Here is a 26219-nt window from a genome sequence, read left to right as displayed (position 1 = left end):
GTTCGGCGTATGGTGTTACTACTCGCCAGTAACCTGGTGCTCCGGCGGCCCACGCCCGTCGGCGACCCCGTAGTGAAGGGCAGGCCACCCCCCATGACCACGGCGATCCGCAGCGAGTTCGACCAGGGCATCGCCCTCACCCCGCACCCGGACGAGCCCGACCGGTACGACGGCGAACTCGGCGCCGGCTGGCAGATCGGCGGCGGCGTCAACGGCGGAATGCTGCTGGCCGTCGCCGGCCACGCGCTCTCGCTCGCGCACACGGCCCGCCCGGAGAGCGCCGACCACACCGACCCGGTGTCGATCAGCGGCTACTACCTCTCCGCCGCCACCCCCGGACCGGCCACCGTGCGCACCGACATCGTCCGCACCGGCCGCACGCTCTCCACCGGCACCGCCGCGCTCAGCCAGGGCGGTGTGGAGCGCCTGCGGGTGCTCGCCACCCACGGCGACCTCGCCACCCACGACGGGGACGTGCGGACCAGCGCCGCCCCGCCGCAGCTGCCGCCGCCGGACCAGTGCGTCGGCGTCGAGCACGCGCCCAAGGAACTGATCGCGCAGGCCGCGCTGCTGGAGCGGTTCGACATGCGGCTCGACCCGGCGACCATCGGCTGGGCGCTCGGACAGCCGTCCGGCACCGGCCGGATCCAGGGCTGGTTCCGGCTCGCCGACGGCCGCGAGCCCGACCCGCTGCTGCTCCTGCTGGTCGCCGACGCGCTGCCGCCGGTCACCTTCGACCTCGGGATGCCGGGCTGGGCGCCGACCGTGGAACTGACGGTGCATCTGCGGGCCAGGCCCGCGCCCGGCTGGCTGCGGGTCGTGCACGCGACCCGGAACCTGGCGGGCGGGTACTTCGAGGAGGACGCCGAGGTCTGGGACGAGACCGGCCGACTGGTCGCCCAGTCCCGGCAACTCGCGCGCGTGCCGCGGTAGTCAGGAGGAGGGGGCTCGGCCGGGGGCGCGCGGGCCGGGGCGTGCGCGGGCGTGGATGGCTGAAACGGTGTGAGCGAGTGGGCACGGGGTGTGACGACGGCGCCTCGCGCGGGGCGGATGCGCGGGGCGCGACCGCTCGGGCGCACAACCGTGCGTGACTCCAAACATCCGATTCACCCTCGGTTACAGTCCTGTGACACGTCGTACGTGTGCGCCACGCGGGGCTGGGGAGGACAAGGTCGGCGGTGCACCCGCCGCCGACCCGCCCGCCCCGCCCGAGGAGCCCCGATGAGCCGCAACGGCCGCGCCCGCCGCACTCCCGACTGCACCGCCGCCGGCCACCGCCCCCGGGTCCGTCCGCGCGTCGCCGCCGAGCGGGCCGAGGGCTGCGAGCGGCAGCGGTCCGAGGGGGCCGGCCAGGCGTTCGTGATCGGGGTGCTCACCAGCGCGGCGGACTTCGAGGCTGCCCGCGCCTGGCAGTTGTCGGACGCCCCGGACCACGAGCGGTACCTGGCCGAGACCGCCGAGCTGCTCACCGACGCCCGGCGCCGGTTCGACACCGTCCGGGCGCGGATGTTCCACCCGCAGGACTTCGCCGAGTTCTGTCTGCTGCACGGCCTCGACCCGGCCGAGCCGGCCGCCCGTGAGCGCTACCTGGTCAACCCGCCGCTGCAGACCCAGCTGTTGGCCTATCAGGGCGAGGAGCTGGTCGGCGACTTCCTGCCCCGGCTGGTGCGGGCGAGGGAGAACGGGCTGACCCTGCGGCACGCCGACCTGCTGCTCGACGGCCGCCTGCACGGTGAGCGCGACGAGGCCGTGCGCGGCGCCTACGAGCAGGGCGCCGAGGTGTTCCGCCGGATGCTGCTGGGGGCCGGCAGCGGCGTCTACGAGCTGCGGCTGTCGGTGGACGCGCCCGGCGGGCGGCTGACCGCGGCGGCCCGGGTGCTCCAGTGGGAGGACGGCGTGGTGCGGATCAACGACGAGGACCTCGAGCTGCTCTGCGCGGTGTTCTGCGCCGGGCTGGCCCGGGAGCTGCCCGGTCTCGCGGTGCTGCACGGCGCGCAGGGCTCGGCGGCGGCCTGCGGGGAGTACCGGCAGACCGCCTGGGCCTGGGCCAGCGAGGGGCGGGTGTGGACGCCCGCGGCCGGTCCGGTGCGGCTGGACGGCGTGGCGGCCGAGCCGGGCTACCGGCTGGAGACGGTCTGCTGAAACAGGGGGACGCGTACACGCGGGCACGCGGGAGGGTGCGGCGGGGCCCGCCCGGGAACGCCGCGGCGCGGCACCCCGTTCGGGGGCCGCGCCGTGACGTTTCTGCTGGTGTTCGCCGTTCCCGCTCCCGTTTCGTGGGCCGCGAACCGGGGAGCCGGGAACCGAGGGCCGGGACTCAGCCCGTCTCCTCCTCGCGCACCGCACGGCGCGCGTCGGGGTTGAGGACGCCCCAGGAGATGAGCTGCTCGGTGAGGATCGACGGCGACTGGTCGTAGATCACGGCCAGGGTGCGCAGGTCGTCCTGGCGGATCGACAGCACCTTGCCGTTGTAGTCGCCGCGCTGGCTCTGGATGGTCGCCGCGTAGCGCTGCAGCGGGCCGGCCTTCTCGGACGGGACCTGGGTCAGTCTCTCCAGGTCGAGGACCAGGCGCGGCGGCGGCTCGGCCGCGCCGCCGGGCGTACCGCCGGGCAGCAGCTCCTGTACCGGGACCCCGTAGAACTCCGCCAGTTCGGCCAGACGCTGCACGGTGACCGCACGGTCCCCACGCTCGTACGAGCCGACGACGACTGCCTTCCAGCGCCCCTGGGACTTCTCCTCGACACCGTGCAGGGAGAGCCCCTGCTGGGTGCGGATGGCTCGGAGCTTGCCTCCGAGCTGCTTCGCGTAGTCGCTGGACATTGATCTCCCCGGACGAGATTGCTTCGCGTTCAGTGGTGGGTCACGGGCGATTGCCGACGCCGTTACCGGTGGGTTCGACGTCCGTCTCGTAACTCACTGTGAGGTTACGTAGAGTGAGGTAGTTGCGTCAAGCCGAATGGGGCAGTCGTGCGAATGGGCCGCATCAGGGGTGCGTCCGGCACGTGAACCAGGGGAAGCGGAACGATGGCCGTCGGTTGGCCGCAGAATCACGCTGGTAGGATGACCGGAGCCCGCGCCGCAGGTCGGCGGGGGTCTCCCGACATCCTTTAAGACCCGTCCCGTGAGGCGGGGAAGGAGGTCCGCTTCGGCATGACCGCACACCAGGAATCCGCACCGAGGCCGCCGCACCAAGTGCTGGACGGCACGGACATCGCCCGGGTCATCACCCGGATAGCGCACGAGATCGTCGAGCGCGCCAAGGGCGCCGAGGACGTCGTGCTGCTGGGCATCCACACCAGGGGTGTCCACCTCGCCCGGCGGCTGCACGCCAGGCTCGCCCAGATCACCGACCAGGACATCCCGCTCGGCACCCTGGACATCACGATGTACCGGGACGATCTGAGGCTGAAGCCCGCCCGCGCCCTGGAGCACACCGAGATCCCGCCCGGCGGCATCGACGGCCGGCTGGTCGTCCTCGTCGACGACGTGCTCTTCTCCGGCCGCACCATCCGCGCCGCGCTCGACGCCCTGAACGACATCGGCCGCCCCCGCGCCGTCCAGCTCGCCGTCCTCGTCGACCGCGGCCACCGCGAGCTGCCGATCCGCGCCGACTACGTGGGCAAGAACCTCCCCACGTCACTGCGCGAGGCCGTCCAGGTGCGCCTGTCCGACCGCGACGGCGTGGACGCCGTGCTCGTCGGCGACCGCGACTTCGCGGCGCGCTCCTCCCAGGCCCTGGCCGCTCAGGCCACCGAATCGCACCTCCCGGAGTAACCCGCGTGAAGCGCCACCTCGTGTCCGCCGCCGATCTCACCCGCGACGACGCGCTGCTCGTCCTGGACACCGCCGAGGAACTCGCCCAGCTGTCCGGCCGGGCGGTCAAGAAGCTCCCCACCCTCCGCGGCCGCACCGTCGTCAACCTCTTCTTCGAGGACTCGACCCGCACCAAGACCTCCTTCGAGGTCGCCGAGAAGCGGCTCTCCGCGGACGTCATCAACTTCTCCGCCAAGGGCTCCTCGGTCTCCAAGGGCGAGAGCCTCAAGGACACCGCGCTGACCCTCCAGGCGATGGGCGCCGACGCGGTCGTGGTCCGGCACCACGCCTCCGGCGCGCCGGCCCGGCTGGCCCAGTCCGACTGGCTGCACGGCAGCGTCATCAACGCCGGTGACGGCACCCACGAGCACCCCACCCAGGCCCTGCTCGACGCCTTCACCATGCGCCGCCACCTCAACCCGGGGGCCGGCAACGACCTGGCCGGGCGGCGGGTGACCATCGTCGGCGACATCCTGCACAGCCGGGTGGCCCGCTCGAACGTCCACCTGCTCACCACGCTCGGCGCCCAGGTGACCTTCGTCGCCCCGCCGACCCTGCTGCCGATCGGGATCGAGAACTGGCCCTGCGAGGTCAGCTACGACCTGGAGAGCGTGCTCCCGAAGACCGACGCGCTGATGATGCTCCGGGTCCAGCGCGAGCGGATGAACGCCGCGTTCTTCCCCACCGAGCGCGAGTACACCCGCCGCTACGGCGTGGACGGCCCGCGGATGTCCCGGCTGCCCGAGCACGCCATCGTCATGCACCCCGGCCCGATGGTCCGCGGCATGGAGATCACCGCCGAGGTCGCCGACTCGCCGCGCTGCACCGTGGTCGAGCAGGTCGCCAACGGCGTCTCCGTCCGGATGGCCGTGCTCTACCTGCTGCTCGGCGGAGCCACCCTCACCGACACCCCCCGCACCGACTCCGTGGAGAGCGCCAAGTGACCACCTACCTGATCCGCAACGCCCAGATCCTCGGCGGCGCTCCGCAGGACCTCCACCTCGTCGACGGTGCGATCGCGGCGATCGGCACCGCCCTGGACGCCACGGCGGACATCGAGATCGACGCCACCGGGCTGATCGTCCTGCCCGGCCTGGTCGACCTGCACACCCACCTGCGCGAGCCCGGCCGCGAGGACGCCGAGACCGTCCTCACCGGCACCCGCGCCGCCGCCAAGGGCGGCTTCACCGCCGTCCACGCGATGGCCAACACCTTCCCGGTGGCCGACACCGCCGGTGTGGTCGAGCAGGTCTGGCGGCTGGGCCAGGAGTCCGGCTACTGCGACGTCCAGCCGGTCGGCGCCGTCACCGTCGGCCTGGAGGGCAAGAAGCTCGCCGAGCTCGGCGCCATGCACGAGTCCGCGGCCGGCGTCCGGGTCTTCTCCGACGACGGCAAGTGCGTCGACGACGCGGTGATGATGCGCCGCGCGCTGGAGTACGTGAAGGCCTTCGACGGTGTCGTCGCCCAGCACGCGCAGGAGCCCCGGCTGACCGAGGGCGCCCAGATGAACGAGGGCCAGGTCTCCGGCGAGCTCGGCCTCGGCGGCTGGCCGGCCGTCGCGGAGGAGGCGATCATCGCCCGCGACGTGCTGCTCGCCGCGCACGTCGGCTCCCGGCTGCACATCTGCCACGTCTCCACCGCCGGCTCGGTCGAGATCGTCCGCTGGGCCAAGGCCAAGGGCTGGGACGTCACCGCCGAGGTCACCCCGCACCACCTGCTGCTGACCGACGAGCTGGTCCGCTCCTACGACCCGGTGTACAAGGTCAACCCGCCGCTGCGCACCGCCGAGGACGTCCAGGCGCTGCGCAAGGCGCTGGCGGACGGCACCATCGACGCCGTCGCCACCGACCACGCGCCGCACCCGGCCGAGGACAAGGACTGCGAGTGGGCCGTGGCCGCGATGGGCATGGTCGGCCTGGAGACCGCACTGTCCGTGGTGCAGCAGACCATGGTCGACACCGGCCTGCTGAACTGGGAGGGCGTCGCCGACCGGATGTCGCACCGCCCGGCCCGGATCGGCCGCCTCGCGGGGCAGGGCCGGCCGGTCTCGGTGGGTGAGCCCGCCAACCTGGTGCTGTTCGATCCCGCGTACCGTGGTGCCGTGAACCCCGACAGCTTCGCCACCCGCTCCCGCAACACCCCTTACAAGGGCCTCGACCTGCCCGGTCGGGTGCACGCCACCTTCCTGCGCGGCACCGCCACGGTGCTGGCCGGCGAGCTGGTCGAGCAGGGTGGTCTCGCGTGAGCTCCACGACCGGGGGCGCCGCGGCGCTGCTGGCCCAGGAGCAGGCCAGGGTCGCCAACTGGCCCGGGTACATCGGCTGGACGGTGGGCCTGCTGCTGGTCATCGGCCTCGTGTACTGGCTGATGCGCCAGGGCTGGAACTGGCGCCGCACCCTGCAGTCCGGGATCCCGCCGCTGCCCGCCGTGCCGGAGCGCGCCGGCCGGACCATCCTGGAGAGCAGCGGCCGGTACCACGGCACCACCACCGCCGGGAACTGGCTCGACCGGGTCGTCGCGCACGGCCTGGGCACCCGCAGCCGCGCCGATCTGACCCTCGGCGAGAACGGGCTGCTGGTGCAGCGCCCGGGTGACGTCGACTTCTGGATCCCCGCCGAGCACCTGACCGGTGCCCGGACGGACTCCGGGATCGCCGGAAAGGTCGTCCCGTCCGGGATCCTCGTGGTCACCTGGGCGCTCGAGGGCACGGAGCTGGACTCCGGGTTCCGGTTCGACCATCCGGACGAGCACGCCGCCTGGGTCGAGGCGGTCGCTCACATCGCAACACGTACGACGACGAAGAAGACGGAAGAGGCCGCGTCATGACCGCACCTGCCCCCACCACGCAGCGCCAACGGCGGGAGCGTGTGCCCGCTGTGCTCGTCCTGGAGGACGGCCGGACCTTCCGGGGCCAGGCCTACGGCGCGACCGGCGAGACCTACGGCGAGGCCGTCTTCAACACCGGCATGTCCGGCTACCAGGAGACCCTCACCGACCCCTCGTACCACCGCCAGGTGGTCGTGATGACCGCCCCGCAGATCGGCAACACCGGCTGGAACGACGAGGACGACGAGTCCAAGCAGATCTGGGTCGCCGGGTACGTCGTCCGCGACCCCTCCCGGGTCGCCTCCAACTGGCGCTCCCGCCGCTCGCTGGACGAGGAGCTGGTGAACCAGGGCGTCGTCGGCATCAGCGGCATCGACACCCGGGCGCTCACCCGCCACCTGCGCGAGCGCGGCGCCATGCGCTGCGGCATCTTCTCCGGCGAGGCCCTGGCCGACCCGGCCGCGCTGCTCGCCAAGGTGCAGTCCTCGCCCGAGATGAAGGGCGCCGACCTCTGCGCCGAGGTCGCCACCACCGAGCCGTACGTGGTGCCCGCGATCGGTGAGAAGCGCTTCACCGTCGCCGCCCTGGACCTCGGCATCAAGGCGATGACCCCGCAGCGGATGGCCGAGCGCGGCATCGAGGTGCACGTGCTGCCCGCAAACGCGACGATCGAGGACGTCTACGCCGTCAACCCCGACGGCGTGTTCTTCTCCAACGGCCCGGGCGACCCGGCCACCGCCGACCACCAGGTCGCCGTGGCGCAGGGCGTGCTGGAGCGCAGGACCCCGTTCTTCGGGATCTGCTTCGGCAACCAGATCCTCGGCCGCGCGCTGGGCTTCGGCACCTACAAGCTCAAGTACGGCCACCGCGGCATCAACCAGCCGGTGCAGGACCGCACCACCGGCAAGGTCGAGGTGACCGCCCACAACCACGGCTTCGCCGTGAACGCGCCGCTGGACAAGGTCAGCGACACCCCGTACGGGCGGGTCGAGGTCTCCCACGTCTGCCTGAACGACGACGTGGTGGAGGGCCTCCAGGCGCTCGACGTGCCCGCCTTCAGCGTGCAGTACCACCCCGAAGCGGCTGCCGGCCCGCACGACGCGGCCTACCTCTTCGACCGTTTCGTTGAGCTCATGGAGGGCCAGCGTGCCTAAGCGCACTGACATCAAGTCCGTCCTGGTCATCGGGTCCGGCCCGATCGTGATCGGCCAGGCCGCCGAGTTCGACTACTCGGGCACGCAGGCGTGTCGCGTCCTGAAGGCCGAGGGCCTGCGGGTCGTCCTGGTGAACTCCAACCCGGCGACGATCATGACCGACCCGGAGATCGCCGACGCCACCTACGTCGAGCCGATCACCCCGGAGTTCGTCGAGAAGATCATCGCCAAGGAGCGCCCCGACGCCCTGCTGCCCACCCTGGGCGGCCAGACCGCGCTCAACACCGCGATCTCCCTGCACAGCGCCGGCACGCTGGAGAAGTACGGCGTCGAGCTGATCGGCGCCGACGTCGAGGCGATCAACAAGGGCGAGGACCGCGAGCTGTTCAAGGGCGTGGTCGAGGCCGTCAACGCCAAGATCGGCCACGGCGAGTCCGCCCGCTCGGTCATCTGCCACACCATGGACGAGGTCATCGCCGGGGTCGACACCCTGGGCGGCTACCCGGTCGTCGTCCGCCCCTCCTTCACCATGGGCGGCGCCGGCTCCGGCTTCGCCCACGACGAGGACGAGCTGCGCCGCATCGCCGGCCAGGGCCTGACGCTCTCCCCGACCACCGAGGTGCTCCTGGAGGAGTCCATCCTCGGCTGGAAGGAGTACGAGCTCGAGCTGATGCGCGACAAGAACGACAACGTCGTGGTCGTCTGCTCGATCGAGAACTTCGACCCGATGGGCGTGCACACCGGTGACTCGATCACCGTCGCCCCGGCGATGACGCTCACCGACCGCGAGTACCAGATCCTGCGCGACATCGGCATCGCCGTGATCCGCGAGGTCGGCGTCGACACCGGCGGCTGCAACATCCAGTTCGCCGTCAACCCCGACGACGGCCGGGTCATCGTCATCGAGATGAACCCGCGGGTGTCCCGCTCCTCGGCGCTGGCCTCCAAGGCGACCGGCTTCCCGATCGCCAAGATCGCCGCCAAGCTGGCCGTCGGCTACACCCTCGACGAGATCCCCAACGACATCACCGAGCAGACCCCGGCCTCCTTCGAGCCGGCCCTCGACTACGTCGTGGTCAAGGTGCCCCGGTTCGCGTTCGAGAAGTTCCCGAGCGCCGACGCCACCCTCACCACCACCATGAAGTCGGTGGGCGAGGCGATGGCCATGGGCCGCAACTTCCCCGAGGCGCTGCAGAAGGCGCTGCGCTCGCTGGAGAAGAAGGGCTCCCAGTTCACCTGGGTCGGCCCGGTGGGCGACAAGGCCGAGCTGCTGGCCAAGGCGGTCGTGCCGACCGACGGCCGGATCAACACCGTGATGCAGGCCATCCGGGCCGGGGCCACCCCGGACGAGGTGTTCGAGTTCACCAAGATCGACCCGTGGTTCGTCGACCAGCTCTTCCTGCTCGACGAGATCGCCGGCGAGCTGGCCGAGGCCCCCGAGCTCACCCCCGAGCTGCTGCGCCACGCCAAGCGGCACGGCTTCTCCGACCACCAGGTCGGCGAGATCCGCGGCCTGCGCCCCGACGTGGTCCGCGAGGTCCGGCACGCGCTGGGCATCCGCCCGGTCTTCAAGACCGTCGACACCTGCGCGGCCGAGTTCGCGGCCAAGACCCCGTACTTCTACTCGTCCTACGACGAGGAGAACGAGGTCGCCCCGCGCACCAAGCCCGCGGTGATCATCCTCGGCTCCGGCCCGAACCGCATCGGCCAGGGCATCGAGTTCGACTACTCCTGCGTGCACGCCTCCTTCGCGCTCGCCGAGGCCGGGTACGAGACCGTCATGGTCAACTGCAACCCGGAGACCGTCTCCACCGACTACGACACCTCCGACCGGCTCTACTTCGAGCCGCTCACCCTGGAGGACGTGCTGGAGATCGTCCACGCCGAGAAGCAGGCCGGACCGCTCGCCGGTGTGATCGTCCAGCTCGGCGGCCAGACCCCGCTCGGCCTGGCCCAGGCGCTCAAGGACAACGGCGTGCCGATCGTCGGCACCCAGCCGGAGGCCATCGACCTGGCCGAGGAGCGCGGCGCCTTCGGCCGCGTCCTGCGCGACGCGGGCCTGCCCGCCCCCAAGCACGGCACCGCCTTCTCCTTCGCCGAGGCCAAGGCCCTCGCCGACGAGATCGGCTACCCGGTGCTCGCCCGCCCGTCCTACGTGCTCGGCGGACGCGGCATGGAGATCGTCTACGACGAGGAGTCGCTCGCCTCCTACCTGGAGCGGCACGCCGGTCTGATCTCCGAGCACCCGGTGCTGATCGACCGCTTCCTCGACGACGCGGTGGAGATCGACGTCGACGCCCTCTACGACGGCACCGAGCTCTACCTCGGCGGCGTCATGGAGCACATCGAGGAGGCCGGCATCCACTCCGGCGACTCCGCCTGCGCCCTGCCGCCGATCACCCTCGGCGGGTACGACATCAAGCGGCTGCGCGCCTCCACCGAGGCCATCGCCCGCGGCGTCGGGGTGCGCGGTCTGATCAACATCCAGTTCGCGCTCTCCGGCGACATCCTGTACGTCCTGGAGGCCAACCCGCGCGCCTCGCGCACCGTGCCGTTCACCTCCAAGGCGACCGCGGTGCCGCTGGCCAAGGCCGCCGCCCGGGTCTCGCTCGGCGCCACCATCGCCGAGCTGCGCGCCGAGGGCATGCTCCCGGCCGAGGGCGACGGCGGCACCCTGCCGGCCGACGCCCCGATCGCGGTCAAGGAGGCCGTGATGCCGTGGAGCCGCTTCCGCGACGTCCACGGCCGCGGCGTGGACACCGTCCTCGGCCCGGAGATGCGCTCCACCGGCGAGGTCATGGGCCTGGACCGGGTGTTCGGCACCGCCTACGCGAAGGCCCAGGCCGGCGCCTACGGCGCGCTGCCGACCAAGGGCAAGGTCTTCGTCTCGGTCGCCAACCGCGACAAGCGCAACCTGGTCTTCCCGGCCCGCGCGCTGGTCAGCCTGGGCTTCGAGGTGCTCGCCACCGCCGGCACCGCCGAGGTCCTCCAGCGCGGCGGCATCCCGTCCACGCTGGTGCGCAAGCACAGCGAGGGCGAGGGCCCGAACGGCGAGCGGACCATCGTCCAGCTGATCCACGACGGCGAGGTCGACCTCATCATCAACACGCCGTACGGCACCGGCGGCCGCCTCGACGGCTACGAGATCCGCACCGCCGCCGTCGCCCGCGCGGTGCCCTGCCTGACCACCGTGCAGGCCATGGGCGCCGCCGTCCAGGGCATCGACCGGCTGCTGCGCGACGAGGTCGGCGTCATGTCGCTCCAGGAGCACGCCGAGCTGATCAACGCCGGCCGCGCCAACTAGCACCACCGCAGTGGGGGGCACCAGTACCGCCGGGTGCCCCCCACTTCCATGCCCTGGGAGGACTTTGTGTACAAGCTGCTGTTCGACCTCGTGTTCAAGAAGATGGACCCGGAGAAGGCCCACCACCTGGCCTTCTTCTGGATCCGGCTGGCCTCCTCGGTGCCCGGCCTGCGCGGCCTCGTCCGGCTGGTGCTCGCCCCGCGCGACCGGGCGCTGCGCACCGACGCCCTCGGCCTCGCCCTGCCCGGCCCGTTCGGCCTGGCGGCCGGCTTCGACAAGAACGCGGTCGGCATCGACGGCCTGTCGATGCTCGGCTTCGACTACGTCGAGATCGGCACCGTCACCGGCGAGGCGCAGCCCGGCAACCCGCAGCCGCGGCTGTTCCGGCTGGTCGAGGACCGCGCGCTGATCAACCGGATGGGCTTCAACAACCAGGGCTCGGCCCGGGTCGCCGCCCGGCTGGCCGCGCGCCCGCACACCAGCTCCACCCCGGTCGTCGGCGTCAACATCGGCAAGACCAAGGTGGTCGAGGAGGCCGACGCGGTCGCCGACTACGTGAAGTCCACCGAGCGGCTCGCCCGCTTCGCCGACTACCTGGTGGTCAACGTCAGCTCGCCGAACACCCCCGGGCTGCGCAACCTCCAGGCCGTCGAGCACCTGCGCCCGCTGCTGAGCGCCGTGCGCGAGGCCGCCGACCGGACCACCCCGCACCACGTGCCGCTGCTGGTCAAGATCGCCCCCGACCTGGCGGACGAGGACATCGACGAGGTGGCCGACCTGGCCCTGGAGCTGGGCCTGGACGGCATCATCGCGACCAACACCACGATCGGCCGCGAGGGCCTGCGCAGCGACGCCGCCCGGGTCGCGGAGATCGGCATGGGCGGCCTGTCCGGCGCCCCGCTCAAGGAGCGCGCCCTGGTGGTCCTGCAGCGGCTGCGCGCCCGTACCGGCGGCCGGCTGACGCTGGTCTCGGTCGGCGGCATCGAGACCGCCGAGGACGCCTGGCAGCGGATCGTCCACGGCGCCGACCTGGTGCAGGGCTACAGCGCCTTCATCTACGAGGGCCCGCTCTGGTGCCGGCGCGTCCACAAGGGCCTGTCGGCGCGCCTGCGGGCCGGCGGCTTCCGCAGCCTGGCCGCGGCCGTCGGCAGCGCGGTCGACGACCGCACGGCCGCCTGAGCCCCTCCTCCCACGCCTCTTCTCCCACGCCCCTCCGGAAGGACGTCATGACCCTCGCCCCCTTCGGCGCCCGGCTGCGCCACGCCCTCGACACCCGCGGCCAGCTCTGCGTGGGCATCGACCCGCACGCCTCCCTGCTCGCCGCCTGGGGCGTGGAGGACACCGTCGCGGGCCTGGAGACCTTCAGCCGCACCGTGGTCGAGGCGCTGGCCGACCGGGTCGCCGTGCTCAAGCCGCAGGCCGCGTTCTACGAGCGCTTCGGCTCCCGGGGCGTCGCCGTCCTGGAGCGGTCGGTCGAGGAGGCCAGGGCGGCCGGCGCGCTCGTCCTGATGGACGCCAAGCGCGGTGACATCGGCTCCACCATGGCCGCCTACGCGGAGGCCTTCCTGGCGCCCGGCAGCCCGCTCTTCTCGGACGCCGTCACGGTCAGCCCCTACCTGGGCTTCGGCTCGCTGCGCCCGGCGCTGGACCTGGCGCGGGCGAGCGGCGCGGGCGTGTTCGCGCTGGCGCTCACCTCCAACCCGGAGGGCGCGGAGGTGCAGCGCGCGGTCGGCGCCGACGGCGAGCCGGTCGCCGCCTCGGTGCTGCGCCAGCTGGCCGAGGAGAACGCCGGGGCCGAGCCGCTGGGCTCCTTCGGCGCGGTGGTCGGAGCCACCCTGGCCGACGCCGGGGTGGACCTGGCGATCAACGGCCCGCTGCTGGCCCCCGGCATCGGGGCGCAGGGCGCGACCATGGCCGATCTGCCGCGGGTGTTCGGCGCCTCGGTGCGCAATGTCGTCCCGAGCGTCAGCCGGGACGTGCTGAAGCACGGCCCCTCGGTGGAGGCGCTGCGTTCGGCCGCCGACCGTTTTGTCCAGGAGTACGCCGAAGCGGTCAAGTAGCGGGCGGTGTCGCGGGGTTCGCCCCGGCGGACGCTCCGCAGCACCCCCGTGACGGGTTGCGACGGGGGAGGCGGGACGGCGGCTTGACGTGAGCGCCGTCACATCGGTGCCGCCAAAGCTTCGCAATCACGGTCATTTTGCCCCGGAAAGTCCTGGTCGGCCTTGGCTGACCAGGACTTTTCGTGTTCTTTTCCTGACGCGGCGCCGCAATCCGGGTAGTGTCCGGCGATAGGTCATCGAAGAGCCGCGAATACTGCTGCTCTCGCAGGTCAGGGGCGGCGCGTCGCTCTCTGGCCGGTGTCCTGGGAACCACAACAGTCCTAGTTCAATCCCTTCCATCCACACCTGAGGTGAACGGCGTGGCTCTTCCGCCCCTTACCCCTGAACAGCGCACCGCCGCGCTCGCGAAGGCCGCCGAGGCTCGCCGGGAGCGCGCCGAGGTCAAGAACCGGCTCAAGCACTCCGGCGCCTCCCTGCACGAGGTGATCAAGGCCGGCAAGGCCGACAACGACGTGATCGGCAAGATGAAGGTCTCCGCCCTGCTGGAGTCCCTGCCGGGCGTGGGCAAGGTCCGTGCCAAGCAGATCATGGAGCGGCTCGGCATCTCCGAGAGCCGTCGTGTCCGTGGTCTCGGAACGAACCAGATCGCCTCCCTGGAGCGGGAGTTCGGCGGCGGTGCCGCCTGACCGTGCCCCGTGGTCCCAGGATCGCCCGCGATCCGGGATAATCGGTGCATGAGTGAGCGTCCGCGGCTGACCGTGCTCTCCGGCCCCTCGGGGGTCGGCAAGAGCACGGTCGTCGCTCATATGAGGAAGCAGCACCCCGAAGTCTGGCTCTCGGTGTCGGCGACGACCCGCCACCCGAGGCCGGGCGAGCAGCACGGGGTCCAGTACCACTTCGTCGACAACGACGAGTTCGACAAGCTGATCGCCAACGGTGAGCTGCTGGAGTGGGCCGTGTTCGCGGGCAACCGCTACGGCACCCCCCGGGCGGCGGTCCAGGAGAAGCTGGAGCGCGGCGAGCCCGTACTGCTGGAGATCGACCTGCAGGGCGCCCGCCAGGTGCGCGAGTCCATGCCCGAGGCGCAGCTGGTCTTCCTGGCTCCGCCGAGCTGGGACGAGCTGGTCCGCCGGCTCACCGGCCGGGGCACCGAGCCGCAGGACGTGATCGAGAAGCGGCTGGAGGCGGCCAAGATCGAACTGGCGGCCGAGCCGGAGTTCGACACCACCCTGGTCAACACCTCCGTCGAGCAGGTCGCCACTGAACTGCTAGCCTTGCTCGGTGTAGGCTGACCTGTTGTCTTTTTTTCCACCCTTTCGGAAGGTTTTCGCGTGTCCTCTTCCATGACCGCGCCCGAGGGCATCATCAACCCGCCGATCGACGAGCTGCTTGAGGCCACCGACTCCAAGTACAGCCTGGTCATCTACGCGGCCAAGCGTGCGCGTCAGATCAACGCGTACTACTCCCAGCTCGGCGAGGGCCTGCTGGAGTACGTCGGCCCGCTGGTCGACACCCACGTGCACGAGAAGCCGCTGTCGATCGCGCTGCGCGAGATCAACGCCGGCATGCTGACGGCCGAGGCGATCGAGGCCGCCTGAGGCGTCACCGCGTCTGCGGAAGGGCCCGTCGGAGTTCGCTCCGACGGGCCCTCCGTCTTTTCCGGTGCTTGCCCCGGCGGCCGGGCGGGGTGCCGCTGCGCGGGTGATCGTCGGCGGGTCGTAGGGTTGGCGGGCATCTGGGACCGCCACGAGGAGAGCAGGCGACATGAGCGGCAGCACGGAGCGGACGGGCGCACCGCGCGTCGTCCTCGGCGTCAGCGGCGGCATCGCCGCGTACAAGGCGTGCGAGCTGCTGCGGCGGTTCACCGAGTCCGGCCACCAGGTCACCGTGGTGCCCACCGCGGCGGCGCTGCACTTCGTCGGCGAGGCGACCTGGGCGGCCCTCTCCGGCCGCCCCGCGGCCACCGAGACCTGGGACAACGTGCACGAGGTCCCGCACGTGCGGATCGGGCAGAACGCCGACCTGGTCGTGGTCGCCCCGGCCACCGCCGACCTGATGGCCAAGGCCGCCCACGGCCTCGCCGACGACCTGCTCACCAACACCCTGCTCACCGCCCGCTGCCCGGTGGTGCTGGCGCCCGCGATGCACACCGAGATGTGGGAGCACCCCGCCACCCGGGAGAACGTCGCCACGCTGCGCCGCCGGGGCGTGATCGTGCTGGAGCCCGCCAGCGGCCGGCTGACCGGCAAGGACACCGGCAAGGGACGGCTGCCCGAGCCTGCCGCGATCTTCGACGCCTGCCGGGCCGTGCTCCGGTACGGCGGCGAGCGGGCCGACCTGGCCGGCCGGCACGTGGTGGTCTCGGCCGGCGGCACCCGTGAGCCGCTCGACCCGGTCCGCTTCCTCGGCAACCGCTCCTCCGGCAAGCAGGGCTACGCGCTCGCCGCGACGGCCGCCGCCCGCGGTGCCCGTGTGACGTTGATCTCGGCCAACGCGGGACTGCCCGACCCGGCCGGGGTGGACGTGGTCAGGGTGGCCACCGCGCTGGAACTGCGGGACGCGGCGCTGAAGGCCGCCGAGGACGCGGACGCCGTGGTCATGGCCGCGGCGGTGGCCGACTTCCGGCCCGCGGCCTACGCCGCCGGCAAGATCAAGAAGGTCGAGGGCGTCGAACCGGCCCCGGTCGCGCTCGTCCGCAACCCCGATGTGCTCGCCGAGCTCTCCGCCCACCGCACCCGTTCGGGCCAACTGGTGGTGGGATTCGCGGCGGAGACCGACGACGTCCTCGCCAATGGCCGCGCCAAGCTCGCGCGCAAGGGCTGCGACCTGCTGGTGGTCAACGAGGTGGGGGACGGAAAGGCCTTCGGGCAGGACGTCAACGAGGCCGTGGTACTGGGCGCGGACGGCACCGAGACCCCCGTTCCGGTGGGCCCGAAGGAGGCTCTCGCGGACGTCGTCTGGGACCTGGTCGCGGAACGGCTAGATCTGCTCGCCCATTGATCTCGAGGGGTGGGCATTCGGTCTTCGATTCCGGAATCACGTGACGTTTCTCGGAAGCTGACCGTTACACTCCAGGAATCAAGTCTTTCCGGAAGTCCCCGGTTCCGACCGGGGCCTTTCAGTCAGCAGCCGCTGCAACCCCAGGGAGCGCTGTGTCTCGCCGCCTGTTCACCTCGGAGTCCGTGACCGAGGGACACCCCGACAAGATCGCTGACCAGATCAGCGACACCATTCTTGACGCTCTCCTCCGCGAGGACCCGACCTCCCGGGTCGCGGTGGAGACGCTGATCACCACCGGCCAGGTGCACGTGGCCGGCGAGGTGACCACGAAGGCTTACGCGCCGATCGCGCAGCTCGTCCGGGACAAGATCCTGGAGATCGGCTACGACAGCTCCAAGAAGGGCTTCGACGGCGCCTCCTGCGGCGTTTCCGTCTCGATCGGCGCGCAGTCGCCGGACATCGCCCAGGGCGTCGACACCGCGTACGAGGCCCGGGTCGAGGGTGACGAGGACGATCTGGACCGGCAGGGCGCCGGCGACCAGGGCCTGATGTTCGGCTACGCGTCCGACGAGACGCCCGAGCTCATGCCGCTGCCGATCACGCTGGCCCACCGCCTCTCGCGCCGCCTGACCGAGGTGCGCAAGAACGGGACCATCCCCTACCTGCGCCCCGACGGCAAGACCCAGGTCACCATCGAGTACGACGGCGACAAGGCCGTCCGCCTCGACACCGTGGTGGTCTCCACCCAGCACGCGAGCGACATCGACCTGGAGTCGCTGCTCACCCCGGACGTCCGCGAGTTCGTCGTGGAGCCGGAGCTGAAGGCGCTCGCCGAGCAGGGCATCAAGCTGGTCACCGAGGGCTACCGCCTGCTGGTCAACCCGACCGGCCGGTTCGAGATCGGCGGCCCGATGGGCGACGCGGGTCTCACCGGTCGCAAGATCATCATCGACACCTACGGCGGCATGGCCCGTCACGGCGGCGGCGCCTTCTCGGGCAAGGACCCGTCCAAGGTGGACCGCTCGGCCGCGTACGCGATGCGCTGGGTGGCGAAGAACATCGTCGCCGCCGGCCTCGCCCGCCGCGCCGAGGTGCAGGTCGCCTACGCGATCGGCAAGGCCGAGCCGGTCGGCCTGTTCGTGGAGACCTTCGGCACCGAGACCGTGCCGGTCCTCGCCATCCAGAAGGCCGTCACCGAGGTGTTCGACCTGCGTCCGGCCGCGATCATCCGCGACCTGGACCTGCTGCGCCCGATCTACTCGCAGACCGCCGCGTACGGCCACTTCGGCCGTGAGCTGCCGGACTTCACCTGGGAGCGGACCGACCGGGTGGAGCAGCTGAAGAAGGCCGTCGAGGCCTGATCGGCTCATAGGATCGTTTGACGGCAGGTGGTGGCCGCCCGGCACTCCGGGCGGCCACCACCTGCCGTTTTGTCGGTGGACCTGCTGCTGTTCTGTCGGTGGGACCTGGTAGGACTGGGTGCGATGAGCAGCAGGCAGGGGAGTGGCGAGGACGGCGGGGTGGCGGGCGAGCAGATCGGGGAGGTCGAGGAGGTCGAGGGCGCGGGGGCGGTGGGCGAGGAGGCCGGGGCGACCGGTGGGGACGCCGGGGCGCCGGAGCAGCTGGCGTTCATCCGGGAGACGGTCCGGCGGGCCAAGCCGCGCAGCTGGCGCGGTGCCAAGCGGGCCGAGCACCTGCCGGTCGCCAGGGTGGTCGTCGACAAGGGCGTGCTCACCATCGACAAGTTCTTCGACTACGAAGTACCGGCCGCGATGGCGGAGGAGGCCCAGCCCGGTGTCCGGGTCCGGGTCCGCTTCGGCGCGCGGGTGGTCAAGGGGCAGCGCGAGGGCGGCGAACTGCACGACGGATTCATTGTCGCCCGGCTGGAGAAGAGCGACTTCTCCGGGCCGCTGGCCCCGCTCGCACAGGTCCTCTCGCCCGAACCGGTGCTCACCCCGCAACTGCTCCGGCTCTGCCGCACCGTCGCCGACCGGTACGCCGGCACCCTCGCCGACGTCCTGCAGCTCGCCGTGCCGCCCCGGCACGCCAAGGCGGAGGCCGAGCCCTCGCCGCCGCCGCTGCCCCGCCCGGAGGCGCCCGCGCCCGGCGGCTGGTCCCGCTACCCGGCCGGGCCGGACTTCCTGGCCTCGCTGGCCGGCGGCGGGGCGCCGCGCGCGGTCTGGACGGCGCTGCCCGGCCCCGGCTGGCCGTACGAGATCGCCCGTGCCGTCGCGGCCACCCTGGCGAGCGGGCGCGGCGCACTGGTCGTGGTGCCCGACGGCCGCTCGGTGGCCAGGGTCGACTGGGCGCTGACCGAACTGCTCGGCGAGGGCCGGCACGCCGTCCTGGCCGCCGACCTGGGCCCGCGCGAGCGCTACCGGCGCTGGCTCACGGTCAGCCGGGGCTCGGTGCGCGCCGCCGTCGGCACCCGGGCGGCGATGTTCGCGCCCGTGCACGACCTCGGACTCGTGGTCGTCTGGTCCGACGGCGACTCCAGCCACTGCGACCCGCGCGCCCCGCACCCGCACGTGCGCGAAGTCGCCCTGCTGCGCGCGGCCGACGAGGGCGCGGCGGTGCTGCTCGGCGGGCACGTGGTCACCGTCGAGGGCGCCCAGCTGGTGCGGACCGGGTGGGCCAGGGCGCTGACCGCCGACCGGGAGACCGTCCGCCGGACGGCGCCCCGGGTCCGCACCGTCACCGACCTCGACCAGCACCGGGACGCCGCCGCGCAGGCCGCCCGGCTGCCCTCGATCGCCTGGGAGGCCGCCCGCGAGGGCCTGGCCGCCGGCGGTCCGGTGCTCATCCAGGTGCCCCGGCGCGGCTACGTCCCCCGGCTGGCGTGCGGGCGCTGCCGCACGCCGGCCCGCTGCCGACGCTGCGAGGGCCCGCTGGAGGCGGCCGGGGCCGACGCGCCCCTGCAGTGCGGGTGGTGCGGCGAGGAGGAGCGGGAGTGGCACTGCCCGGAGTGCGGGTCGTTCCGGCTGCGGGCCCAGGTGGTGGGCGCCCGGCGGACGGCCGAGGAGCTGGGCAAGGCGTTCCCCAGGGTCCCGGTGCGGACCTCGGGGCGGGACGCGGTACTGGCCACCGTGCCGGACGAGCCGGCGCTGGTGATCTCCACGCCCGGGGCCGAGCCGGTCGTCGAGAGCGGCGGCGGGTACGCGGCGGCGCTGCTGCTGGACGGCTGGGCGCTGCTCGGCCGCCCCGACCTGCGGGCCGGGGAGGAGGCGCTGCGGCTCTGGGTGGCCGCCGCCGCGCTGGTCCGCCCGGCCGGGGAGGGCGGGACGGTGGTGGTGGTCGCCGAGCCGACCGCGCGGGCGGTGCAGGCGCTGGTGCGCTGGGACCCGCTCGGGCACGCCGGGTTCGAGCTGGACGAGCGGGCACAGCTGCACTTCCCGCCGGTGGCCCGGATGGCCTCGGTGACCGGCAGCCCGGCGGCGGTGGCGGACCTGTTGAACCTGGTCCGGCTGCCGCCGGACGCGGACGTGCTCGGGCCGGTGCCGGTGGCGGCGCTGCGGGGGGAGGAGCAGGAGCGTGCGCTGCTGCGGGTGCCGCCCGGGCAGGGGGCCGCGCTGGCGGCGGCGTTGAAGGCGGCGCAGATCGCGCGGATCGCGTTGCGCACGCCGGAGGTGGTGAAGGTGCGGATCGATCCGACGGACATCGGCTGAGCGGGTGGTCCGGCGGTTCGGCGGTCCGGCGGGGTGCGGTGTTGAGCTGTGCTGTGGTCGGTGCGGTGCGGTGCTGAGCGGTTCTGAGTTCGGTGCGGCGGTGTGTTCGTGCCGCGGTGGTGTGTTCGGTGCGGCGGTCTGTTCGGGGGTGGTGCCGGACAGCGGGTGAGGGGCGCGGCGTCGTGGGTCCGCGGGCCCTCACCCGGCGTCCGGGTGGTGCGTCAGCCGCGCAGGGGGACGCCGGAGCGGTCCAGCGCGGTGCGGTCGGCAGTCCCGCGGTCGAGGGCCCCGCGGTCGCCGGTGCTGCGGTCGGCGGTGCCGCGGTCGAGCGCGCTGCGGTCCAGGGCGGTGCGGTCGAGACCGCCCTGGCGGGCGGCCGGGACGGTCGCGGCCAGGCCGGTCGGGGCGGGGGAGCGGTCGCGCTCCACCGTCGGGTGGCCCGGGCCGGTGTGGCCGGGGGCGGTGTGGGCCGGCGGGTGGCCGGCCGCTGCGTGCTGCGGGGCGTGCTGCGGGCTGTGGGTCGCGGGGTGCGGCGCGGAGTGGCCGGAGAGCTCCTCGGAGCGGTCCGGGCGGCTCGGGTTGGGCACCGCCCCGCTCGCCGCCAGCAGCTCGCCGGTCGGCCGGCGCATGCCGTAGCGGCGGTGCACCGCCTGCTTGGTCACCCCGAGGGCCGAGCCCACCGAGTCCCAGGAGAAGCCCAGCGCGCGGTCGAACTCGACCGCCGCCGCCACCAGCGTCTCCACGCTCTCCCGTAGTTCCTGCGCCAGCCGCACCGTCGGCGCGGGGGCTCGTCCGTACACCACGAAGCCCGCGGAGGTGCTCGGGCGACGGGGCCGGTAGACATTGCCCAACTGGGCGGTGAGCGTCCGCAGCGCGTCGACCTGCCGCCTCACCCGCTCGATGTCCCGCACCAACAGGTGCAGGCTCGCCCGCGCCCGGGCGTCGTGGTTGATCTGCTCGGCCATGGCCTACGTGCCGCCTTCCGTACGGTTCACTCGGCCGGAGCGCCCTTCCCGCGCGCTCCGGCCACGGTCAATCCCCCTTGACCAACGCCGGACCGGCCACCGGGGTCACGCAGGCAGGGGTAGCGGGATATGCCAGAACCTCGTGCGGGGGGATTGCATAGACTTGCCGACGGCCGCGCGCACCCCGCCCGGCCCGCCCGTTCCCAGCAGCCGGCACCCCGACGGACAAGGAGCCCGTGCCCGTGGCGATCCAGCCGATCCGAATCTTCGGAGACCCTGTCCTGCGCGCCACCGCCCAGCCCGTCACCACCTTCGACAAGGAACTCCGCACCCTGGTCGGGGACCTCACCGAGACCATGCTGGACGCCCCCGGCGCCGGCCTGGCCGCGCCTCAACTCGGCATCTCTCTGCGGGTGTTCACCTACCACGTGGACGGCGTCACCGGGCATCTGATCAACCCCGACCTGTCGCTCAGCGAGGAGGAGCAGGAGGGCCCCGAAGGCTGTCTCTCGCTCCCCGGCCTGCGCTACGACACCCGGCGCGCGTACGGGGTGGTCGCCCGCGGCTTCAACATGTACGGCGACCCGGTCACCGTCGAGGGCACCCAGTTGCTGGCGCGCTGCATCCAGCACGAGACGGACCACCTGGACGGCATCGTCTTCATCGACCGCCTCGACCCGGAGCAGCGCAAGGCCGCGCTCAGGGCGATCCGGGAGACGGACTGGGGCTCCGGCCCGCTGCCGGTGGTCAAGGTCTCCCCGCACAGCACCTTCGGCGCGGCGCGCTGAGCGCCGGCCCGGCTGCTCCTCCCCTGTTCCCGAACTACGTCAACTCCGCACTGCAGAAAGGCACTTGATGCGCCTCGTGTTCGCCGGCACCCCCGAGGTCGCCGTTCCCGCCCTGGACGCCCTGCTCGCCTCCGACCGGCACGAGGTCGTCGCGGTGGTCACCCGCCCCGACGCCCCCTCCGGCCGCGGTCGCAAGCTCGTCGCCAGCCCCGTCGCCCAGCGCGCCGAGGAGGCCGGGATCGAGGTCCTCAAGCCGGCGAAGCCGAGCGACCCCGACTTCGTCGCCCGGCTCACCGAGCTCGCGCCCGACTGCTGCCCGGTCGTCGCCTACGGCGCCCTGCTGCGCCCCGGCACCCTGGAGATCCCGAAGCACGGCTGGGTCAACCTGCACTTCTCGCTGCTCCCCGCCTGGCGCGGCGCCGCGCCCGTCCAGCACGCGGTGACGGCCGGCGACGAGGTCACCGGCGCGTCCACCTTCCTGATCGAGCAGGGCCTGGACTCCGGCCCGGTCTACGGCGTGATCACCGAGGAGGTCCGCGCCGCCGACACCAGCGGCGACCTGCTCGGCCGGCTCGCGCACTCCGGCGCCCGGCTGCTCGCCGCCACCATGGACGGCATCGCCGACGGCAGCCTGCACGCCGTCCCGCAGCCCGCCGAGGGCATCACCCTCGCCCCGAAGATCACCGTCGAGGACGCCAGGATCGACTGGACCGCGCCCGCGCTGCGGGTCGACCGGGTGGTGCGCGGCTGCGCCCCCGCGCCCGGCGCGTGGACCGAGTTCCGCGGCGAGCGGCTCAAGGTCACCGGCCCGGTCACCCTGGTGCCGGCCTCCGCCGCGCTCGCCCCGGGCGAGCTGGCCGTCGGCAAGAACAGCGTCCGGGTCGGCACCGGCAGCCACGAGGTCGAGCTGGGCGAGGTGCGGCCGCAGGGCAAGAAGGCCATGCGGGCGGCGGACTGGGCGCGCGGCGCGCGGATCGAGTCCGGCGAGCGCCTGGGCGAGCGCACCGCGGAATGAGCCGGGCCCGGGCGGGTCGGCGCGCACTTTGCAAAGTGCCGGTGCACTTTGCAAAGTGTGTGAGGACTTTGCAAAGTGCACTTTGCAAAGTGCCCGCCGCCGCCCGGAGCGCGGGCACCCGGACGTCCCCGGCGAGGGTGTCCGGGAACGGCACGGGCTGAGCCGGCCCGCGTTTCGCGTTACTGTTCGAGAGATCACGACATAACCTCCGTAGCACCTTGAGGCACATCCCATGAGCACCACCAGCAGCAATTCCGGCACCACCTCCGGCGCGTCCGGCGGAAAGCGCGCCCCGCGCCCGCACCGGCGCCCGAAGAAGGACCCCGCGCGGATCGTCGCCTTCCGCGCCCTGCGGGCCGTCGACGAGCGCGACGCCTACGCCAACCTGATCCTGCCCTCGCTGCTCCGCGAGGCCGAGCAGAAGGGCATGGACCGGCGCGACGCGGCACTCGCCACCGAGCTGGTCTACGGCACCCTCCGGCTCCAGGGCACCTACGACGCGGTCATCGCCGCCTGCATCGACCGCCCGCTCAGCAAGGTCGACCCGCCGGTCCTCGACGTCCTCTCGCTCGGCGCCCACCAGCTGCTGACCACCCGCATCCCCAGCCACGCCGCCGTCTCGGCCACCGTCGAACTGGCCCGCGCGGTGCTCGGCGACGGCAAGGCCAAGTTCGTCAACGCCGTGCTGCGCCGGATCAGCGCCCACGACCTGGACACCTGGCTGGAGCAGGTCGCCCCGCCGTACGACAAGGACGCCGAGGACCACCTCGCCGTCGTGCACTCCCACCCGCGCTGGGTGGTCGCCGCCCTGTGGGACTCGCTCGGCCGCTGGCAGCCCGGCGCCTCCGGGCGCGAGGCGATGGAGGAGCTGCTCCGCGCCGACAACGAGCGCCCCGAGGTCACCCTGGTGGCCCGGCCCGGGCGGATCGCCGTCGGCGAGCTGGCCGAGGCCCTGCCGGAGGCCGAGCCGGGCCGCTGGTCCCCGTTCGCGCTGCGGCTCGCCGAAGGCGGCGACCCCGGCTCGCTCGCGGCCGTGCAGGACAACCGGGCCGGCGTCCAGGACGAGGGCAGCCAGCTGGTCGCCCTCGCCCTCGCCGCCGCCCCGCTGGACGGCCCGGACCGGCTCTGGCTCGACGGCTGCGCCGGCCCCGGCGGCAAGGCCGCGCTGCTCGCCGCGCTCGCCGCGGAGCGCGGGGCCGCGCTGGTCGCCAGCGAGAAGCAGCCGCACCGGGCCCGGCTGGTCGCCCGCGCCCTGGCCGGCAACCCCGGCCCGTACACCGTGATCGCCGCCGACGGCACCCGGCCGGCCTGGAAGTCCGGCGGCTTCGACCGGGTGCTCGTCGACGTGCCGTGCTCCGGTCTCGGTGCCCTGCGACGTCGGCCGGAGGCCCGCTGGCGACGCCGGCCGGCGGACGTCGCCGCCTTCGGGCCGCTCCAGCGCGACCTGCTGCGCTCGGCCGTCGAGGCCACCCGGATCGGCGGCGTGGTCGGCTACGCCACCTGCTCGCCGCACCTCGCGGAGACCAGGGCGGTCGTCGACGACGTGCTGCGTGACGAGGGCGGCCGGCTCGAGTGGATCGACGCCCGCCCGCTGCTGCCCGGCGTGCCGGCCCTCGGCGACGGCCCCGACGTCCAGCTCTGGCCCCACCTGCACGGGACGGACGCGATGTACCTGGCCCTGCTGCGCCGCACGGCGTAGGGGCCGCGGGCGACGCGGGCGTCAGGAGCGGGCGGTCGGGTCCGGCCCGGGTGGTCGGCCCGGGCCTGACCCGACCCCGGTGCTCAACGGGAGCTCAGCACCGGGCGGTTGGCGCCGAGGAACGCTTCGGCCGGGGGCAGGTCGACGGTCCGGCGGGGGGCGCCGGCGCGTGCGGTGACGACACCCCGGACCAGCTCGCGCAGCCAGCGGTGGCCGGCGTCCTGGTCGTTGCGCGGGTGCCAGGCCATGGTCAGCGTCACCTCGGGCATCGGCACCGGGAGCGGGAAGGTGGTCAGCCCGAGGGCCTCGGCCGCCCGGGTCCCCAGCCGGGCCGGGGCGAGGCCGACCAGGTCGCTGTCGCGGAGCAGGAAGAGCGCGGCCGGGTAGCTCGGCACACTGGCGACCACCCGCCGGGAGAGGCCGACCTCGGCCAGCCGCTGGTCGATCGGCCCCTGGCCGCGGCCGTTGCGGGAGACTGCGAGGTGGTCGGCGGTGGCGAACTCCTCGGCGGTGGGGGGCGCGCCGACGGTCAGCGGGTGTCCGGCGCGGGCGATGCCCACCAGGCCGGAGGTCGCCAGCGGTTCGGTACGGGTCTCCGGGTCGAGGTGGTCCGTCACGCCGACCTCCAGGTCGATCACGCCGTCCCGCATCGCGCTGGCGCCCTCCGGATGGTCGCTGAGGAAGCGCAGGGTGACGGCCGGAGCCTGGGCGCGCACCGTCTCCACCAGGGTCGCGCCGATGGTGGTGAGGAGCACGTCCCCGGTCTGGAGGGTGAAGCGGCGGTTGAGGTCGGCCGGTTCGGCGGCGGCGCGCGGGACCAGCAGCGACTGGCCGCGGCTGACCAGCGCGCGGACCTCCGCCCGTAGTTCCACCGCGCGCGGCGTCGGGACCAGCCCCCGGCCGGCCCGGACCAGGAGCGGATCGCCGAGCACCCGGCGCAGTCGCCCGAGCGTGCGACTCATCGCGGGGGCCGAGGTGTGCAGCCGCTCTGCGGCGCCTGTCACGCTGCCCTCCTCCAGCAGGGCGTCCAGGGCGACAAGCAGGTTGAGATCGAGGTCCGGCATGAAGTTCTCCGCTGGTGGTCGGTCGGCTGGGTGGGGGTGGTGGGGGCGGGGATGACCAGAAGTGGAAGCAGTGCTGACCAAGGGTTTCGTGGGGGCGCATGACGACTCGTCATCTACCGTCGATCGTGACAACTCCCCTTTGGAGTGAAGGATCTGACGTGATGATTGACAATGACATGTTGGTGGTGGCCTGCCAAGGAGGCCGTGTGCCGACCTTTCGTCCGGCCGACGGCGCACGCCGGCCATGTCGGCCCGGTGAGCTGCCAGGGCTGGCCGCGTGCGGCCCGGGCGACGCCCCCGGGTGACCCGCCGGCCCGGCGGCGGGGGTGCGGAAGTGGGGACGGTCGGTCCGGATCATCGGACGGTGGTACATACCAATGGACCTGCGCCGGAGCGCGCCCCGTGCGGACCGGCGGGCGGACGGGCGGGACGGGCGGGCGGGGCGGGCGGGGACGGGCGGGGCGGAGGCGGCGGTGGGGGTGGCGTCCGGACTCGCGTTCGGGTGAGAGTGGGAGGGTGGGTTCCTCCTTGTACGCGGAACGGCCGCCCGGTGCCGCCCCCGGGCGGCAGGTGGCCTGCGTCTGGGTGCGGCGGAACGCCGCGGGGCCGGCGTACGGGCAGCTCGTGGTGCCGGACGGCTGCGTGGACCTGGTGTGGTCGGCGGCGGGCCTGGAGGTGGTCGGCCCGGACCGCGCGCCCCGGACCGTACCGGTGCCGGGCGGGGCCGAGCTGGCCGGGGTGCGGTTCCGGCCCGGTGCGGCCGGTCTGCTGCTGGGGGCGATGCCTGTGCGGGAGCTCTGCGACCTCCAGGTGCCGCTGGCCGAGGTCGTCGGTGCGGGCGCGGCGGAACGGCTCCCCGGGCGGC

23 protein-coding genes are annotated in these 26219 nt (G+C 73.3%); 20 read left to right on the top strand and 3 right to left on the bottom strand.

Annotation, left to right across the window (positions count from 1 at the left end; translation table 11 throughout):
* Positions 1-93 precede the first annotated feature (93 nt).
* Together BI06_RS24975 and BI06_RS24970 are read left to right on the top strand one after the other, a co-directional pair.
* Positions 94-933 carry a thioesterase family protein gene (locus BI06_RS24975; protein WP_030396067.1) on the top strand — a complete coding sequence of 280 codons (840 nt, stop codon included), beginning with the start codon at positions 94-96 and terminating at the stop codon, positions 931-933.
* A gap of 288 nt (positions 934-1221) precedes the next feature.
* Positions 1222-2142, top strand: coding sequence for a hypothetical protein (locus BI06_RS24970; RefSeq protein ID WP_030396068.1), 921 nt, complete (start codon positions 1222-1224; stop codon positions 2140-2142).
* A 175-nt stretch (positions 2143-2317) separates the two neighbouring features.
* On the opposite strand, the gene BI06_RS24965 is transcribed toward BI06_RS24970, so the two are convergent.
* Positions 2318-2821: a transcriptional regulator gene (locus tag BI06_RS24965; protein WP_030300254.1), complete on the bottom strand. Its 504-nt coding sequence runs from the start codon at positions 2819-2821 to the stop codon at positions 2318-2320.
* Positions 2822-3151: 330 nt separating this feature from the next.
* Between BI06_RS24965 and pyrR the strand changes: the two genes are divergently transcribed.
* From pyrR to BI06_RS24895, 14 genes are all read left to right on the top strand, one after another.
* Positions 3152-3775, top strand: a complete 624-nt coding sequence (gene pyrR / locus BI06_RS24960) for a bifunctional pyr operon transcriptional regulator/uracil phosphoribosyltransferase PyrR (protein WP_030396069.1) — start codon at positions 3152-3154, stop codon at positions 3773-3775.
* A gap of 5 nt (positions 3776-3780) precedes the next feature.
* Positions 3781-4758, top strand: a complete 978-nt coding sequence (locus BI06_RS24955; protein ID WP_030396070.1) for an aspartate carbamoyltransferase catalytic subunit — start codon at positions 3781-3783, stop codon at positions 4756-4758.
* On the top strand, positions 4755-6059 hold the full coding sequence (locus BI06_RS24950) for a dihydroorotase (RefSeq protein WP_030396071.1): 1305 nt from the start codon (positions 4755-4757) through the stop codon (positions 6057-6059). The genes BI06_RS24955 and BI06_RS24950 overlap by 4 nt, the downstream gene beginning before the upstream one ends.
* Positions 6056-6640, top strand: a complete 585-nt coding sequence (locus BI06_RS24945; RefSeq protein ID WP_078880312.1) for a hypothetical protein — start codon at positions 6056-6058, stop codon at positions 6638-6640. The genes BI06_RS24950 and BI06_RS24945 overlap by 4 nt, the downstream gene beginning before the upstream one ends.
* Positions 6637-7794, top strand: coding sequence for a glutamine-hydrolyzing carbamoyl-phosphate synthase small subunit (carA, locus tag BI06_RS24940; protein ID WP_051741800.1), 1158 nt, complete (start codon positions 6637-6639; stop codon positions 7792-7794). The genes BI06_RS24945 and carA overlap by 4 nt, the downstream gene beginning before the upstream one ends.
* Positions 7787-11098, top strand: a complete 3312-nt coding sequence (gene carB / locus BI06_RS24935) for a carbamoyl-phosphate synthase large subunit (protein WP_030396074.1) — start codon at positions 7787-7789, stop codon at positions 11096-11098. The genes carA and carB overlap by 8 nt, the downstream gene beginning before the upstream one ends.
* A gap of 66 nt (positions 11099-11164) precedes the next feature.
* Positions 11165-12277: a quinone-dependent dihydroorotate dehydrogenase gene (locus tag BI06_RS24930; RefSeq protein ID WP_043471808.1), complete on the top strand. Its 1113-nt coding sequence runs from the start codon at positions 11165-11167 to the stop codon at positions 12275-12277.
* A gap of 47 nt (positions 12278-12324) precedes the next feature.
* The gene (pyrF, locus tag BI06_RS24925) at positions 12325-13158 is read left to right on the top strand and encodes an orotidine-5'-phosphate decarboxylase (protein ID WP_043471806.1); all 834 of its coding nucleotides are present in this window, start codon (positions 12325-12327) and stop codon (positions 13156-13158) included.
* Positions 13159-13517: 359 nt separating this feature from the next.
* Positions 13518-13844 (top strand): integration host factor, actinobacterial type, encoded by a 327-nt coding sequence (mihF, locus tag BI06_RS24920; protein WP_030056187.1) that lies wholly within the window; start codon positions 13518-13520, stop codon positions 13842-13844.
* A gap of 48 nt (positions 13845-13892) precedes the next feature.
* Positions 13893-14450: a guanylate kinase gene (gene gmk / locus BI06_RS24915; protein WP_043471804.1), complete on the top strand. Its 558-nt coding sequence runs from the start codon at positions 13893-13895 to the stop codon at positions 14448-14450.
* A gap of 39 nt (positions 14451-14489) precedes the next feature.
* Positions 14490-14756 carry a DNA-directed RNA polymerase subunit omega gene (gene rpoZ, locus BI06_RS24910; RefSeq protein WP_030240625.1) on the top strand — a complete coding sequence of 89 codons (267 nt, stop codon included), beginning with the start codon at positions 14490-14492 and terminating at the stop codon, positions 14754-14756.
* A 166-nt stretch (positions 14757-14922) separates the two neighbouring features.
* Positions 14923-16158, top strand: coding sequence for a bifunctional phosphopantothenoylcysteine decarboxylase/phosphopantothenate--cysteine ligase CoaBC (coaBC, locus tag BI06_RS24905; RefSeq protein WP_043471800.1), 1236 nt, complete (start codon positions 14923-14925; stop codon positions 16156-16158).
* Between the two features lie 152 nt (positions 16159-16310).
* Positions 16311-17519, top strand: a complete 1209-nt coding sequence (gene metK / locus BI06_RS24900; protein WP_043471798.1) for a methionine adenosyltransferase — start codon at positions 16311-16313, stop codon at positions 17517-17519.
* A 123-nt stretch (positions 17520-17642) separates the two neighbouring features.
* Positions 17643-19823 (top strand): primosomal protein N', encoded by a 2181-nt coding sequence (locus tag BI06_RS24895; RefSeq protein ID WP_082558670.1) that lies wholly within the window; start codon positions 17643-17645, stop codon positions 19821-19823.
* 221 nt (positions 19824-20044) lie between these two features.
* Here BI06_RS24895 and BI06_RS55570 read toward each other — a convergent pair whose 3' ends face one another.
* Positions 20045-20788 carry a hypothetical protein gene (locus BI06_RS55570; RefSeq protein ID WP_369826224.1) on the bottom strand — a complete coding sequence of 248 codons (744 nt, stop codon included), beginning with the start codon at positions 20786-20788 and terminating at the stop codon, positions 20045-20047.
* Between the two features lie 242 nt (positions 20789-21030).
* Here BI06_RS55570 and def point away from each other — a divergent pair, with 242 nt between their 5' ends.
* The 3 genes from def to BI06_RS24875 all read left to right on the top strand — a co-directional run bounded on the left by def (position 21031) and on the right by BI06_RS24875 (position 24290).
* Positions 21031-21576 (top strand): peptide deformylase, encoded by a 546-nt coding sequence (gene def, locus BI06_RS24885; protein ID WP_030397589.1) that lies wholly within the window; start codon positions 21031-21033, stop codon positions 21574-21576.
* A gap of 67 nt (positions 21577-21643) precedes the next feature.
* A complete protein-coding gene (gene fmt, locus BI06_RS24880; protein WP_043471796.1) occupies positions 21644-22591 on the top strand; it encodes a methionyl-tRNA formyltransferase in 948 nt (315 codons plus the stop codon).
* 232 nt (positions 22592-22823) lie between these two features.
* Complete coding sequence (locus tag BI06_RS24875) at positions 22824-24290, top strand: RsmB/NOP family class I SAM-dependent RNA methyltransferase (RefSeq protein ID WP_051741798.1); 1467 nt, start codon at positions 22824-22826, stop codon at positions 24288-24290.
* An 83-nt stretch (positions 24291-24373) separates the two neighbouring features.
* On the opposite strand, the gene BI06_RS24870 is transcribed toward BI06_RS24875, so the two are convergent.
* Positions 24374-25354: a LysR family transcriptional regulator gene (locus tag BI06_RS24870; RefSeq protein ID WP_051741796.1), complete on the bottom strand. Its 981-nt coding sequence runs from the start codon at positions 25352-25354 to the stop codon at positions 24374-24376.
* 516 nt (positions 25355-25870) lie between these two features.
* On the opposite strand from BI06_RS24870, the gene BI06_RS51155 reads away from it, so the two are divergent.
* On the top strand, positions 25871-26219 hold a 349-nt coding region (locus BI06_RS51155; RefSeq protein ID WP_369826223.1), incomplete at its 3' end, for a DUF6597 domain-containing transcriptional factor.

Source organism: Kitasatospora sp. MBT66 (assembly GCF_000710405.2).
Taxonomy (GTDB): Bacteria; Actinomycetota; Actinomycetes; order Streptomycetales; family Streptomycetaceae; genus Kitasatospora; species Kitasatospora purpeofusca.
Note: the sequence above shows the minus strand (reverse complement) of the source record. Positions and strands in the feature narration are given on the sequence as shown.

What these genes read in the sequence shown, in the direction of transcription:
- BI06_RS24975 (WP_030396067.1), top strand. Translation starts at nt 94, where the DNA reads ATGACCACGGCGATCCGCAGCGAGTTCGACCAGGGCATCGCCCTCACC.
- BI06_RS24970 (WP_030396068.1), top strand. Translation starts at nt 1,222, where the DNA reads ATGAGCCGCAACGGCCGCGCCCGCCGCACTCCCGACTGCACCGCCGCC.
- BI06_RS24965 (WP_030300254.1), bottom strand. Translation starts at nt 2,821, where the DNA reads ATGTCCAGCGACTACGCGAAGCAGCTCGGAGGCAAGCTCCGAGCCATC.
- pyrR (WP_030396069.1), top strand. Translation starts at nt 3,152, where the DNA reads ATGACCGCACACCAGGAATCCGCACCGAGGCCGCCGCACCAAGTGCTG.
- carA (WP_051741800.1), top strand. Translation starts at nt 6,637, where the DNA reads ATGACCGCACCTGCCCCCACCACGCAGCGCCAACGGCGGGAGCGTGTG.
- pyrF (WP_043471806.1), top strand. Translation starts at nt 12,325, where the DNA reads ATGACCCTCGCCCCCTTCGGCGCCCGGCTGCGCCACGCCCTCGACACC.
- gmk (WP_043471804.1), top strand. Translation starts at nt 13,893, where the DNA reads ATGAGTGAGCGTCCGCGGCTGACCGTGCTCTCCGGCCCCTCGGGGGTC.
- coaBC (WP_043471800.1), top strand. Translation starts at nt 14,923, where the DNA reads ATGAGCGGCAGCACGGAGCGGACGGGCGCACCGCGCGTCGTCCTCGGC.
- BI06_RS24895 (WP_082558670.1), top strand. Translation starts at nt 17,643, where the DNA reads ATGAGCAGCAGGCAGGGGAGTGGCGAGGACGGCGGGGTGGCGGGCGAG.
- BI06_RS55570 (WP_369826224.1), bottom strand. Translation starts at nt 20,788, where the DNA reads ATGGCCGAGCAGATCAACCACGACGCCCGGGCGCGGGCGAGCCTGCAC.
- fmt (WP_043471796.1), top strand. Translation starts at nt 21,644, where the DNA reads ATGCGCCTCGTGTTCGCCGGCACCCCCGAGGTCGCCGTTCCCGCCCTG.
- BI06_RS24875 (WP_051741798.1), top strand. Translation starts at nt 22,824, where the DNA reads ATGAGCACCACCAGCAGCAATTCCGGCACCACCTCCGGCGCGTCCGGC.
- BI06_RS24870 (WP_051741796.1), bottom strand. Translation starts at nt 25,354, where the DNA reads ATGCCGGACCTCGATCTCAACCTGCTTGTCGCCCTGGACGCCCTGCTG.